General features: G+C 61.1%; 13 protein-coding genes. 11 read left to right on the top strand and 2 right to left on the bottom strand.

The window, feature by feature from the left end; translation table 11 throughout:
* Window positions 1–10 precede the first annotated feature (10 nt).
* Window positions 11–520, bottom strand: coding sequence for a C40 family peptidase (locus KI611_RS13260; protein ID WP_226416131.1), 510 nt, complete (start codon window positions 518–520; stop codon window positions 11–13).
* A 130-nt stretch (window positions 521–650) separates the two neighbouring features.
* On the opposite strand from KI611_RS13260, the gene KI611_RS13255 reads away from it, so the two are divergent.
* The 8 genes from KI611_RS13255 to KI611_RS13220 all read left to right on the top strand — a co-directional run bounded on the left by KI611_RS13255 (window position 651) and on the right by KI611_RS13220 (window position 9,739).
* Window positions 651–1,646, top strand: coding sequence for an oxidoreductase (locus KI611_RS13255; protein WP_226416130.1), 996 nt, complete (start codon window positions 651–653; stop codon window positions 1,644–1,646).
* Window position 1,647: 1 nt separating this feature from the next.
* Window positions 1,648–2,763 (top strand): GGDEF domain-containing protein, encoded by a 1,116-nt coding sequence (locus KI611_RS13250; protein ID WP_226416129.1) that lies wholly within the window; start codon window positions 1,648–1,650, stop codon window positions 2,761–2,763.
* Window positions 2,764–2,812: 49 nt separating this feature from the next.
* On the top strand, window positions 2,813–4,705 hold the full coding sequence (locus KI611_RS13245) for a propionate--CoA ligase (RefSeq protein ID WP_226416128.1): 1,893 nt from the start codon (window positions 2,813–2,815) through the stop codon (window positions 4,703–4,705).
* A gap of 133 nt (window positions 4,706–4,838) precedes the next feature.
* A complete protein-coding gene (gene ppx, locus KI611_RS13240) occupies window positions 4,839–6,341 on the top strand; it encodes an exopolyphosphatase (RefSeq protein ID WP_226416127.1) in 1,503 nt (500 codons plus the stop codon).
* The gene (locus KI611_RS13235) at window positions 6,338–7,444 is read left to right on the top strand and encodes an ABC transporter permease (RefSeq protein ID WP_226416126.1); all 1,107 of its coding nucleotides are present in this window, start codon (window positions 6,338–6,340) and stop codon (window positions 7,442–7,444) included. The genes ppx and KI611_RS13235 overlap by 4 nt, the downstream gene beginning before the upstream one ends.
* Window positions 7,441–8,196, top strand: a complete 756-nt coding sequence (locus KI611_RS13230) for an ABC transporter ATP-binding protein (protein ID WP_226416125.1) — start codon at window positions 7,441–7,443, stop codon at window positions 8,194–8,196. Before KI611_RS13235 ends, KI611_RS13230 begins: the two co-directional genes overlap by 4 nt.
* Before the next feature lie 9 nt (window positions 8,197–8,205).
* Window positions 8,206–9,132, top strand: coding sequence for an MlaD family protein (locus KI611_RS13225; protein ID WP_226416124.1), 927 nt, complete (start codon window positions 8,206–8,208; stop codon window positions 9,130–9,132).
* Window position 9,133: 1 nt separating this feature from the next.
* Window positions 9,134–9,739 (top strand): ABC-type transport auxiliary lipoprotein family protein, encoded by a 606-nt coding sequence (locus tag KI611_RS13220; RefSeq protein ID WP_226416123.1) that lies wholly within the window; start codon window positions 9,134–9,136, stop codon window positions 9,737–9,739.
* Here the strand turns inward: KI611_RS13220 and KI611_RS13215 are convergent.
* The gene (locus tag KI611_RS13215; protein ID WP_226416122.1) at window positions 9,736–10,359 is read right to left on the bottom strand and encodes a TetR/AcrR family transcriptional regulator; all 624 of its coding nucleotides are present in this window, start codon (window positions 10,357–10,359) and stop codon (window positions 9,736–9,738) included. The two genes, KI611_RS13220 and KI611_RS13215, sit on opposite strands and share 4 nt — an antisense overlap.
* 116 nt (window positions 10,360–10,475) lie before the next feature.
* Between KI611_RS13215 and KI611_RS13210 the strand changes: the two genes are divergently transcribed.
* From KI611_RS13210 to KI611_RS13200, 3 genes are read left to right on the top strand one after another with little or no spacing between them, the layout of a single operon-like run.
* Complete coding sequence (locus tag KI611_RS13210) at window positions 10,476–11,225, top strand: electron transfer flavoprotein subunit beta/FixA family protein (protein ID WP_226416121.1); 750 nt, start codon at window positions 10,476–10,478, stop codon at window positions 11,223–11,225.
* 13 nt (window positions 11,226–11,238) lie between these two features.
* On the top strand, window positions 11,239–12,171 hold the full coding sequence (locus KI611_RS13205; RefSeq protein ID WP_226416120.1) for an electron transfer flavoprotein subunit alpha/FixB family protein: 933 nt from the start codon (window positions 11,239–11,241) through the stop codon (window positions 12,169–12,171).
* 9 nt (window positions 12,172–12,180) lie between these two features.
* Complete coding sequence (locus KI611_RS13200) at window positions 12,181–12,846, top strand: energy-coupling factor ABC transporter permease (protein WP_226416119.1); 666 nt, start codon at window positions 12,181–12,183, stop codon at window positions 12,844–12,846.
* The last annotated feature ends 86 nt before the right edge of the window (window positions 12,847–12,932 follow it).

Below are 12,932 nucleotides of genomic sequence, written 5' to 3'. Positions count from 1 at the left end.
CCGCCGGTTTTCAGTTTCCGTCGAGAATTCGTCGGGCGCCGTTATAGCGCTGCACCCAGTAGCTGCTTTCCATGCTCTCAACGCGGACTTCGGCGCCGGTGCGCGGCGCATGCATGAAATGGTTGTCGCCAAGGTAGATGCCGACATGCGAGAAGGTCCGGCGCATGGTGTTGAAGAACACCAAGTCGCCCGGTTTCAACTCGCTGGTGCTGACCTGCTGGCCGACTTCGCTCATTTCGCGGGCCGTGCGGGGTAGCGAGGCACCGATGCTGTCCTTGAACACCAGGCGGACAAAACCGCTGCAGTCGAGACCGCTGTTCTCGTCGTTGCCGCCCAGGCGGTAACGGACGCCAACCAGCTTCAGGCCTTGCAGGATGACATCCTGGGCTGCGTTGGTGTAACGTTCAAGGAACGACATCTGCTCGTCCGGCTTCCGGCTCTGTTCCGCTGCGGAAGCGGCACCGATGCCGCTGAAAAGCAGGGCGGAAGCGAGCAAAAACGAGGTAGTTACTTTACGCATAGGGCCGGAATGTATTGGAAAAACAGGCATCTGTAAAGACTTGGGGTGATTTGGCAAAATCGCGCCCCGTAACTATGTTCATAGTCCGTAATTATGAATACAATTTCTTTCCCACAGCGTAAGGAACACGATGAAACCCTTCAAGGCACTGCTGATTGAGGAGCGTGACGGCAAGGTAATCAGCGGTTTCGTCCAGATGGACGAGAGTCAGCTCGATCCCGGTACAGTCACCATTCGTGTCGCCTATTCGAGCGTCAACTACAAGGATGCGCTGGCGGCAACCGGTAGCGGCAAGATCATTCGGCGCTTTCCCTGCGTCGGCGGCATCGACCTGTCCGGTACGGTTATCGAAAGTTCCGATGCGCGCTTCAAGGTCGGCGATCCGGTCATTGCGACCAGTTTCGACATCGGCGTGGCGCATCACGGCGGTTATGCCGAAATTGCCCGCGTGCCGGGCGACTGGGTCGTTCCGCTGCCCGATGGCCTGAGCTTGTTCGATGCCATGGCGCTCGGTACGGCCGGCTTTACGGCGGCCCTCGGCATTGTGCGGATGGAGGAAAACGGCCTGCGCCCGGACAAGGGGCCGGTTATCGTTACCGGGGCAACCGGTGGAGTCGGCAGCCTGGCCGTCGATATGTTGGCGAAGAGCGGCTATCACGTGGTGGCGCTGACCGGTAAGGAGAGCGAGGCCGACTACCTGCGCGGGCTGGGCGCCGCCGAAGTCATGCTGCGCCAGAGTCTCGATCTGTCGAAAATCCGCCCGCTCGACCGGGGGCGCTGGGCGGGGGCGGTCGATAATCTGGGGGGCGATGTCCTGGCCTGGATTGCCAGCACGATGGAGCAGGGCGGGACGATCGCTAGTATTGGTCTGGCGGCCAGCATGTCGCTGAATACCACGGTAGCGCCCTTCATTTTGCGCGGCGTTTCCCTGCTCGGAGTCGATTCCGGCTATATCCGCGAACCCTATCGCAGCGGCGTCTGGCGGCGCCTGGCCGGCGATCTGCGGCCGCCGCATCTGGCCGCCATGGCCCGGTGCATTGCACTGGACGAATTGCCGGCTACTTTCAACGAATACATAGCAGGTCGGGCCAAAGGTCGCGTGGTGGTTGACGTTGCCGGAGGCTGAAGTGGCTGACCTGCCGCGCATCCTGGTCGTTGACGACTCGCGAGTCGTCAGGGTGTCGCTCATCAAGCATCTGAAGGGGTCTTACGAGGTTCGCGAGGAGGGCGATGGCGAGGCGGCCTGGCAGACGCTGGTCCTCGACCATTCTATCCGGGCCGTGATTTCCGACCTGCAGATGCCGAAGCTGAATGGTTATGAGTTGCTGGAGCGGGTTCGGACATCGAAGCTGCGCCGCTTGCAGCAATTGCCCTTCATCCTGGTTTCCGGCGAGGAAACCGAAGAGGAGCGCCTCAAGGCGCGCGAGCTTGGCGTTTCGGATTTTGTTACCAAGGGAGCCGGCAGCGCCGAGGTGCTGACCCGCTTGAATAATCTGCTGGCCCTGTCGAATGCCCAGGAAAGCCTCGATACCGGGCGCGAAGGTATGGTTCAGGATCCGGTGAGCGGCTTGTTTACGCGAAAATTCGTTGAACTCCAGACCGCCCAGGGCTTGTCGCATTCATCACGGCATGGCGTCGAAACCAGCGTGATGGTGCTCGGCTTCGACGGTTTTGCCGGGATGTGCGAACGACTGGGGCCACAAGTCGCCGAGGCGGTAGGCAACCGCTTTGCCAAGATGCTGGTCGGCAAGATGCGCCAGGAAGACAGCCTCGGACATTTCGGCGCCGGCCAGTACGCCGTCGTCTCGCCAGGCACTGCGGCGGCATTTTGCGCGACCTTTGCCGAACGAGTGCGCGAGGCCGTCGAGGTGGCACGGCTGTCGGTGCAGGGCCAGACGGTGGCGCTGACGGTTAGCATCGGGCTGGCCAGCGTGCCGGTCGATGCGGTTGGTTCGGCCGGCGCCTTGCTTGATCTGGCCGGGCAACGCATGCAGCAGGCGATGGCGGCCGGCGGCAATCGCACCAATACCGGTGGTGTCTTGCCGGCGACGCGGCCGATTTCGATCAACCACGCGCTGGAATTGCTGGCGGCTGGCCGCCAGGATCCGGTCAAGCCGCATCTGGCGGTGCTTGGCCGGCAGTTGTTGCCGTTGATCGGTCTGATCAATCAGGAATTGGGTTTGGCTTTGCCGATGGCAGAGATCGAACGCCGTTTGACTGAACGGAATCCTCCAAAACAATAGTCCGTTCAGTATTTTTGTAGTGCAGGAAATCTTAATTAGAGGGAGCTTTATGGCGACGTACAAGGAGTTTCACCAATATTCCATCGAAAAGCCGGATGAGTTCTGGACCGAGCAGGCCCAGCTTGTCGACTGGAAGGAACCGTTCACCCAGGTCTGTGACTATTCCCGTCCGCCGTTTGCTAAATGGTTCGTCGGTGGCAAGACCAACCTGTGTTACAACGCGGTTGACCGCCATGCTGCCAAGCGGCCGAACGATCGCGCACTGATCTTCGTGTCGACTGAGACCAACGAAGAGAAGGTTTATTCCTTCATTGAACTGCAGCGCGAAATCGAACGCATGGCGGCGATCTACCAGAGCCTCGGCGTCAAGAAGGGCGACCGCGTGCTGATTTACATGCCGATGATCGCCCAGGCAACCTTCGCCATCCTCGCGGCGACCCGTATTGGCGCCATCCACTCGGTGGTCTTCGGCGGCTTCGCTTCCGGTTCGCTGGCTACCCGTATCGACGACGCCAAGCCGGTGTTGATCGTTTCTTCCGACGCCGGCATGCGTGGTGGCAAGGCCGTGCCCTACAAGCACCTGCTCGATGAAGCGATCGAGCTGGCCGAACACAAGCCGGCCAAGGTGTTGATGGTCGACCGTGGGCTGGACAAGGAATTCAACAAGGTCGCCGGGCGCGATGTCGACTACGCCACGCTGCGCGAGCAGTTTATCGATGCCCAGGTGCCGTGCGAATGGCTGGAGTCCTCCGAGCCGTCCTACATCCTCTACACCTCCGGTACGACCGGCAAGCCGAAGGGCGTCCAGCGCGACACCGGCGGCTATGCGGTGGCCCTGGCTTCGTCGATGAAGCACATCTATTGCGGTGGCGAGGGCGAGACTTTCTTCTCGACTTCCGACATCGGCTGGGTGGTCGGTCACTCCTACATCATCTATGGTCCGCTGATCGCCGGCATGGCCACCGTGATGTACGAAGGCACGCCGCTGCGTCCCGATCCAGGCATCTGGTGGCAGATCGTCGAAAAGTACAAGGTTACCGTGATGTTCTCGGCGCCGACCGCCGCCCGCGTACTGAAGAAGCAAGACCCGGCGTACATGCACAAGTACGACCTGTCGTCGCTGAAGCACGTCTTCATGGCCGGCGAGCCGCTCGACCAGCCGACGCATGAGTGGTTCATGACCGAGCTGCAAAAGCCGGTCATCGACAACTATTGGCAGACCGAAACCGGCTGGCCGATGCTGGCTGCACTGCCGGGTGTCGAAAATACGCCGATCAAGTACGGTTCGCCGTCCTTCCCGGTCTATGGCTACAACCTGCAGATTTTCCGCGAAGACGGCTCGATTTGCGATGCCAACGAAAAAGGTATCGCCGCCGTCATCCCACCGCTGCCGCCCGGCTGCCTGTCCACCGTCTGGGGCCAGGACGACCGTTTCGTGTCGACCTACTTCACGCTGTTCAAGGAGCCGCTGGTTTATTCCTCCTACGACTGGGCGATCAAGGACGACGACGGTTATTTCACCATCCTCGGCCGTACCGACGACGTGATCAACGTCGCCGGTCATCGCCTGGGCACCCGTGAAATCGAGGAAGCGATCCAGAACCACCCGGCAATTGCCGAAGTGGCCGTGGTCGGTGTCGAGGACAAGCTGAAGGGACAAGTGCCGATGGCGTTCGCCGTCGTCAAGGATGCTTCCAAGGTGGCGACGCCCGAGCTGGTCAAGGCGCTGGAGAAGGAAGTGTTCGGCACGGTCGACGGCATTCTCGGGGCGATTGGCCGTCCTGCCCGCGTGCACTTCGTCACCGGTCTGCCGAAGACCCGTTCCGGCAAGATGCTGCGCCGCTCGCTGCAGGCGCTGGCTGAAGGCCGCGATCCGGGCGATCTGACGACCATCGACGATCCGTCCACGCTGGAGCAGATCAAGAAGGCACTGACCAGCTAATCGTCATTAGTGTCTTTGCAAAAAACCCGCCGGCGCGAGCCGGCGGTTTTTTTTGCCTCTGAACGGAAAGATTCCGGCTTAGGTGCGGATGTTAGAATGCTGGCCAGTTCTACCTTCCCGTCGTACCTAGCAAATGATCTACGAAACCGTAGCCGCCGTTGATTTGGGTTCCAATAGTTTCCGCCTGCAGGTCGGACGGGTGGTTGACGACCAGATTTATATCCTTGATTCGATGAAGGAACCGGTGCGCCTGGCCTCCGGCCTGACGGCCGACAAACGTCTGGACGAAGCCGCTCAGGCCCGGGCGCTGGAAGCCCTGCGCCGTTTCGGTGAGCGCTTGGGCGGCCTGGATGGCGGTGCGGTGCGGGTGGTGGCGACCAATACTTTGCGGGTCGCCAAGAACGCTGCGGAATTTCTGCCGCTCGCCGAGGCGGCCCTCGGTTTCCCGATCGAAATCATCGCCGGGCGCGAAGAGGCCCGGCTGATCTACATCGGCGCCTCCCATTCGCTGCCGATGGCGGCCCACAAGCGGCTGGTCATCGACATCGGTGGCGGCTCCACGGAATTCATCATCGGCAAGCGGCATGATCCGCAACTGATGGAATCCTTGTACATGGGTTGCGTCAGCTACACGCTGCAGTTTTTCCCGGATCGCAAATTCGACAAGAAGCGCTTGCGCGAAGCCCAGATTGCCGCTGCCAAGGAAATCGAGCTGATCGCCTACGACTACCAGCGTCTGGGCTGGAAGGAAGCGATCGGCTCCTCCGGTTCGGCCCGGGCCATTGCCGACGTGCTGGAGTTGAATGCGCTCAATCCGAATGGCGAGAGCGGCATTACCCGTGAAGGCCTGGATCGGCTGTGTTCGCTGCTGATCAAGGCCGGCTCGGCCGAGGCGCTCGATTTGCCCGGCGTCAAGGGAGACCGTCTGCCGGTGCTGCCGGGCGGCATTGCCATCATGTCGGCGATTTTCGAGGAACTGGGTATCGAGCGGATGACCTATGCCGACGGTGCCTTGCGTCTGGGAGTCCTCTATGACCTGCTCGGCCGCTTTCATCACCACGATATGCGCGACTCGACGGTGGCACAGTTTCGCCGGCGCTATCAGGTCGAGGCCGATCAGTCCGAGCGGGTCGAGGCGACCGCGCTATCGGCATTGACGCAATTGGCCGAAGGCGAGCCGAGCGAGGACGATGTGCAGTTTCTGTCGTGGGCTACGCGGCTGCACGAGATCGGCATTTCGGTCGCCCACAACGCCTATCACAAGCACGGTGCCTACGTGCTGACCTATGCCGACATGCCGGGTTTTTCAAAGAAGGATCAGGCGCGGCTGGCCATGCTGGTGCTTGGCCATCGTGGCAAGCTGGAAAAGCTGAGTGCAATTCCTGCGTCCGACAGCGCCTGGAAACTGGTTTTCTGCTTGCGCCTGGCCGTGCTGCTGCATCGCACCCGTGACGACCGGCTGTTGCCGGCCTGGTCCGTCAAATTGCTGGGTAACGGTTTTCAGCTTGAGTTGCCTGCCGAATGGCTGGCCAGCAATCCGTGGACTGCCGCAGCCTTGGGTGAGGAGGCGGCTATCTGGAAACAGATCGGACGGGAATACCTGGTCAAGTCCAGGACGGCCAGGAAAATCGCATGAGTGACAGTCCCCGATTGCGCGTCGAGTCGGGGAGGGTGGTTCTGTCCGGCCAGTGGACGCTGGCCGCGATGCTGCCGGATCTCAGCGATTTGCAGGAGCAACTGGCGGTCCAAGGCAAAGGCGTTACATGCTGGGATCTGTTGGCGCTGACCAAACTGGATAGCGCCGCCGCCGTGTTGCTCTGGCGAAGCTGGGGCAATGCCTGGCCGGAGTGCCTGGATATTTCGGCCATCCACCGGCAAGTGCTGAGCCGGGTCGCCGAACTGCCTGAGCGTATTCCGGGCTCGCCGACCCGCCTCTTTCATCCCCTGGAATTCATCGGCTGCCTGTTGCTGGAAGCGCTCGCCAATTTGAAGGGCATGGTCGCCCTGTTCGGCCAATTGTTGCTGGATCTCGGATATCTTTTTCGGCACCCCGAGGATATTCCCTGGAAGGAGTTTGCGGCCAACGTCTACAAGGCGGGGGTGCGCGCCTTGCCGGTCACGGCGCTGGTCGGATTCCTGATCGGCATTACCATCAGTTACCTGTCAGCCTTGCAGTTGAAGAGTTTTGGCGCCGACATCTTTATCGTCAATATTCTCGGTATCGCCATCATTCGCGAGTTGGGGCCGGTCCTCGTCGCCGTGCTCGTTGCCGGCCGCTCCGGTTCGGCAATGACGGCCCAGATCGGCGTGATGCGGGTGACCGAGGAAATCGATGCGCTATCTACCATGGGCATCTCGAGAACCGTCCGTGTGGTCTTGCCAAAAATCCTCGGGCTGACCGCCGTAATGCCTCTGATCGTGCTGTGGACCTCCGCCGTGGCGCTGCTCGGCGGCATGGTGGCAGCCATGCTGCAACTTGATCTGTCGCTTGTCTATTTTCTCGAAAACCTGCCGCGCGCAGTTCCGCTCGCCAATCTCCTGATCGGTCTGGGCAAAGGGCTGGTCTTCGGTTTCGTCATCGCCCTGGTCGCCTGTCATTTTGGCTTGCGGGTCAAACCCAATACTGAAAGCCTGTCAGCCAATACCACCCGGGCGGTCGTTACGGCGATTACCACGGTGATTCTCGTCGATGCGGTGTTTGCGGTTTTCACCCGCCATATCGGGGTGCCGAACTTATGAGCGAACCGGCGGTTGTCGAACTCGCCGGCGTCAGCACGGTATTCGGTACCCAGACCATCCACCGGGATCTGAATCTGCGCGTCGAGACCGGACAGATCGTCGGTCTGCTGGGCGGTTCGGGGAGCGGGAAGACCACTTTGCTGCGCGAGATGCTCGGGCTGCTCCGACCGACGGCCGGCTGCGTCCGCCTGTTCGGTGTCGATCTCAACGATGGCGATGCATTTCTCCAGCGCAGCATACGCCGCCGGTTGGGCATGTTGTTTCAGCAAGGTGCCCTGTTTTCGGCCCTTTCGGTTTTCGACAACATCGCTTTTCCGCTGCGCGAACTGCGGTGCCTCGACGAGGACTGGATCTGTCGCCTGGTGCACCTCAAGCTGGCCATGGTCGAATTGGAACCGGAGCACGGCAAGCTGATGCCGGCCGAACTCTCCGGCGGCATGGTCAAGCGCGTTGCCCTGGCCCGGGCGCTGGCCCTGGAGCCGGAGTTGCTGCTGCTCGACGAACCGACGGCCGGCCTCGATCCGGATCGCAGCCAGAATTTCGTCGACCTGGTTGGCGCCTTGCAGAAGGCGCTCGGCCTGACCGTCATCATGGTCACGCATGATCTCAATACCCTGGCCGGACTGGCCAGCCACGTGGCGGTTCTGGCCGATGGCCAGATCATTGCCTTCGGCCCGAAAGACGAGGTGATGACCGTTGATCATCCTTTCGTCACCGGCTTTTTTGGCGCAGATCGCCGGAAACTGCTTTAATACCCCTCCATGGAAAACAAGTCGCACGCTTTTGCCGCCGGACTTTTTGCTCTGCTGCTCGTCGCCGCGATGCTGCTCGCCATCTACTGGCTGGGCGGTGACAAGGACAACACACATGACTACATCGTCGTCACCAAGCAGAACATTGGCGGCCTCAACCCCCAGGCGCAGGTTCGCTATCGCGGTATCCGGGTTGGCAAGGTCAGCGATATTCGCCTCGACCCCGAGGATTACAGCAATATCCTGGTGACCATCTCGGTCAATGAAGACGTGCCGCTGACGCGCGGTACGATCGCCCGGCTGAACTATCAAGGGGTGACCGGGCTGGCGCATATCCTGCTGCTGGAAACCGGCAAGGACATGGAACCGCTGGAGCCTAACGACGAGAAGCCGCCGCATATCACGATGCTTCCGTCCTTGCTCGATGAACTCGGCGAAACCGGCGCGGCAACCTTGCGTCAGGCCCGGCAACTGATGGTCAATGCCAATGCAATGTTGAGCGAAGAAAACCGGCAGCACCTGACGGCGACGCTGGCCAATCTCGAGTCGGCCTCGGCCAACATGAAGCCGGCGCTGGAAAACCTGAACGGCACCATGGGGCAAATGAAGAAGCTGCTCGACGATCGGAACATCAAGAGTATCTCGGTGGCGGCCGGCGAGGTTGGACCCCTGCTGGCGGAAACGCGGCTGCTGATCGGCAAGATGCAGGCCGCCACCGATAAATTGGATGTAGCGATAGGCGATCCATCGGCCACTGGCGCTTCGGCATTGATGCCGCGCCTGAACGAGATGGCCACGGATTTTTCGATGACTTCCCGCCAGTTGAGCCGCGTTCTGCGCATCCTCGAAGACACGCCGCAAGGCCTGGTCTTCGGGGCGCCGGCTTTGCCGCCGGGGCCGGGTGAGCCAGGGTTCCAGACTGGTGGAGCGAAATGATATGAGCCGGCTAGTCCTGATCCTGATTTTCGTTTCGCTCAGTGCCTGTTTTACCTCGGGTAAGCGTGGCACGGAAAAAGGCTTGGCGATCTACGATCTGGGGCCGCCGGCTGCGTCACGCCTCGCCGACGAAAGAAAAATGCCGCTTGCCGTCGAGGTGCGCGCGCCGCTCTGGATGGACTCGCTCGGCGTCAATTACCGGCTGGTCTATGCCGATGCCTCGCGTCTGCACGAATATTCGCGAGTCCGCTGGGCCGGTCCGCCAGCTCAGCTGATTCAGCAGCACCTGATGCAACAGCTGGATTTGTCGCCGACCGGGCAGGCCCGCTCTCGGTGCGTCCTGCGCGTCGAAATCAGCGAATTCACCCAGGTTTTCGTCAGTCCGGGCAGCAGTAAGGGCGTTCTACGGGGGCATGTGCATTGGCTCGACCAGGCGCGCCATCAATTGGCCGAAGTTAACCTGGATATCGAGAAAGCCGCCAACAGCCAAGATTCGCATGGTGGCATCGGTGCGCTACGGGCGACGGTTGAGCAACTGGCCGTCGATTTGCAGGCCTGGGAAAAACAACTGGCGGCCAGCGGCAAAGCCGGAAGCTGTTCCGGTTAGTCGGAAATGATGCGCTCGGCAATACGCTGTTTGAGATTGGCGAGGTTGTCGTCGAAATGGCTGTAATGCATCAGCGACAGGCCGAATACGCAGGCGTAGAGCAGCAGGCTGCGGCTCTTCGCTTCGGCATCCGACATTCCGGCGGCGACAAACAGCTTGCGCGTGCATTCCAGCCGATAGAGATCGACCGATTCGACGACCGCCGCAGCTTGCGCGTCATGCCGTGCCCAGTCGCGGACGGCCAGTTCAATCGCCATGCCCTTGCGGTTGCGACTCGCACCGTAAACCTCGATGGCGTAATGCAACTGGTCGCGCTCCTTGCCCGGGGCGACCGCCGTGGTCTTCTCGATATCGAAAATGCGCCCCGCCTTCCAGTGTTCAAGCACGGCGTCGAGCAGCGACTGGCGATCCTTGAAGTGCCAGTAGAAGCTGCCCTTGGTCACGCCACAACGCTTGGCGAGAACTTCGACGCGCAGACCGGCAATGCCGTCGCGCGCCAGCACCTCGATAGCCTCTTCTATCCAGCGATCAGGGTCGAGTTGGGTGCGTGGCGATTGGGCGCGACCGCGCGTACGGGGGAGCGTTGATTTCAAGGAGGAGTTGACAGTTTTATTTTCCATACGCTACCGTATGCGTTTCCATACGACACAGTATGGTCATTGTGCGGATAGACTGGGCGTCTGTCAAACAGGCAAACAGCGCTGAGCAGAACTAATCGAGGAAAAAGGAGAGCCTAGTGAAAATTCTCGTCCCCGTGAAACGGGTAGTGGACTACAACGTCAAGATTCGGGTGAAGGCCGACGGTTCGGGTGTTGACCTGGCCAACGTCAAGATGAGCATGAACCCCTTCGACGAAATCGCCATTGAAGAAGCCGTCCGGCTGAAGGAGGCCGGCATCGCCAGCGAAGTCATCGCCGTCTCCTGCGGCGTCGCCGCCTGCCAGGAAACCCTGCGCACCGCGATGGCGATCGGTGCCGACCGCGGCATCCTCGTCGAAACCGACGTCGAGCTCCAGCCACTGGCCGTCGCCAAGCTGTTGAAAGCCCTGTGCGACAAGGAACAACCGCAACTCGTCATCTGCGGCAAACAAGCCATCGACGACGATGCCAACCAGACCGGCCAGATGCTCGCCGCGCTGCAAAACTGGCCGCAAGCCACCTTCGCCTCGAAGGTCGTCATCGCCGACGGCCAAGCGACGGTCACCCGGGAAATCGACGGCGGCCTCGAAACCCTGGCGATCAGCCTGCCAGCCGTCGTTTCCACCGACCTGCGCCTGAACGAGCCGCGCTACGCTACGCTGCCCAACATCATGAAAGCCAAAAAGAAGCCGCTCGACACCGTCAAGCCGGCCGACCTCGGCGTCGATGTCGCGCCGCGCCTGACGACGCTGAAAGTCGCCGAACCCGCCAAGCGCAGTGCCGGCGTCAAGGTCGCCGACGTCGCCGAACTCGTCAACAAGCTTCGCAATGAAGCGAAAGTGATCTAAGGGAGAACACACCATGACCATTCTCGTCATTGCCGAACACGACCAGCTCAGCCTCAAAGCCGCCACCCTCAACACCGTCGCCGCCGCCGTCAAGATCGGTGGCGAAGTGCACGTTCTGGTCGCCGGCAGCGCCTGCGCCGGCGCCGCCCAGCAAGCCGCCGGCCTGCACGGCGTCGCCAAGGTCAAAGTCGCCGACGCCGCCCACTACCAGAGCCAGACCGCCGAAAACCTGACCGCTCTGATCATCGCCCAGGCCGCCGGCTACAGCCACATCCTCGCCCCGGCCACCACCTTCGGCAAGAACCTGCTGCCGCGCGTCGCCGCCTTGCTCGACGTCGCCCAGATCTCGGAAATCACCGGCGTCGAAGCCGCCGACACCTTCGTCCGCCCGATCTACGCCGGCAACGCCCTGGCCACGGTCAAGAGCGCCGATCCGGTCAAGGTCATCACCGTCCGCACCACCGCCTTCGATGCCGTAGCCAGCGGCCACAGCGCCCCGGTCGAGACCATCAGCCCGGCGGCCGACACCGCCCAAACCCAACTTACCCACCGCGAACTGACCAAATCCGAACGGCCCGAACTCGGCGCCGCCAAGATCATCGTTTCCGGCGGGCGCGGTCTGGGCAGTGGCGAGAACTACCACGCCCTGCTCGAACCGCTCGCCGACAAGCTCGGTGCCGCCCTCGGCGCCAGCCGTGCGGCGGTCGATGCCGGCTTCGTGCCGAACGACTACCAGGTCGGTCAGACCGGCAAGATTGTCGCACCGCAGCTCTACATCGCGGTCGGCATCTCGGGTGCCATCCAGCATTTGGCCGGCATGAAGGAATCGAAAGTCATCGTCGCCATCAACAAGGATCCCGATGCGCCGATCTTCCAGGTCGCCGATTACGGCCTGGTCGGCGATCTGTTTGAAGTCGTACCGCAACTGGTGGGAGCGGTCGGCTAAACTTGCCGGGTGAATCTACCGGATACCTTGCTGGGCGAAGAATGGTACTGGGCGGCTTGGGTCGTCTGGCTGCTGTTCTTCGCCCGCAGCGTTTGGCGTGCCCCGTGGGGGCGGCTGAAGGACAGCGAGCAACTGAATCTCTGGCTCGGCATGATCGTCTTGCTGACCCTGGTCTGGAGCCTGAAAGCCGGCGTCAAGCCCGGCCTCGGTTTTCATCTGCTGGGGGCGACGGTCTTTACGCTGAGTTGCGGGCCGCATCTGGCCTTTATCGGTTTGTCGCTGGTAACCGCCGGTATTACCCTGAACGGTGCCGGCGGACCGCTGGCCTTTGCGGCCAACGCCCTGTTGCTGGGCGGGCTGGGCGTGGCGTTCAGTCAGGGTTTCTATCGTTTCTTGTCGCCGCTACTGCCCCGACACTTCTTTGTTTACATTTTTGTTAATGGTTTTTTTGGTTCGGCGCTGACGATTATCGGTGTCGGCTTCTCTGTCACGCTCTTTCTCGCGGTGGCCGGTGTTTACGAGTGGGAATATCTGATCAGTGAATATTTCCCCTATTTCTTCCTGTTGGCTTTTTCGGAAGCCTGGTTGTCCGGCATGGTGATGACCTTATTTGTCGTTTATCGCCCCAACTGGGTGATCACCTTCGATGATTCCCGCTATCTGGCAGACAAATAGCCGTTACAATTCAAGCGATTTGTCTTTGCTGAGGCATGTGTCCTTGAATTCTCTGGCTTTTCGCTATTGTTTGCCGCTGACCTTTT

The organism is Dechloromonas denitrificans (assembly GCF_020510685.1).
Taxonomy (GTDB): domain Bacteria; phylum Pseudomonadota; class Gammaproteobacteria; order Burkholderiales; family Rhodocyclaceae; genus Azonexus; species Azonexus denitrificans_A.
Note: the sequence above shows the minus strand (reverse complement) of the source record. Positions and strands in the feature narration are given on the sequence as shown.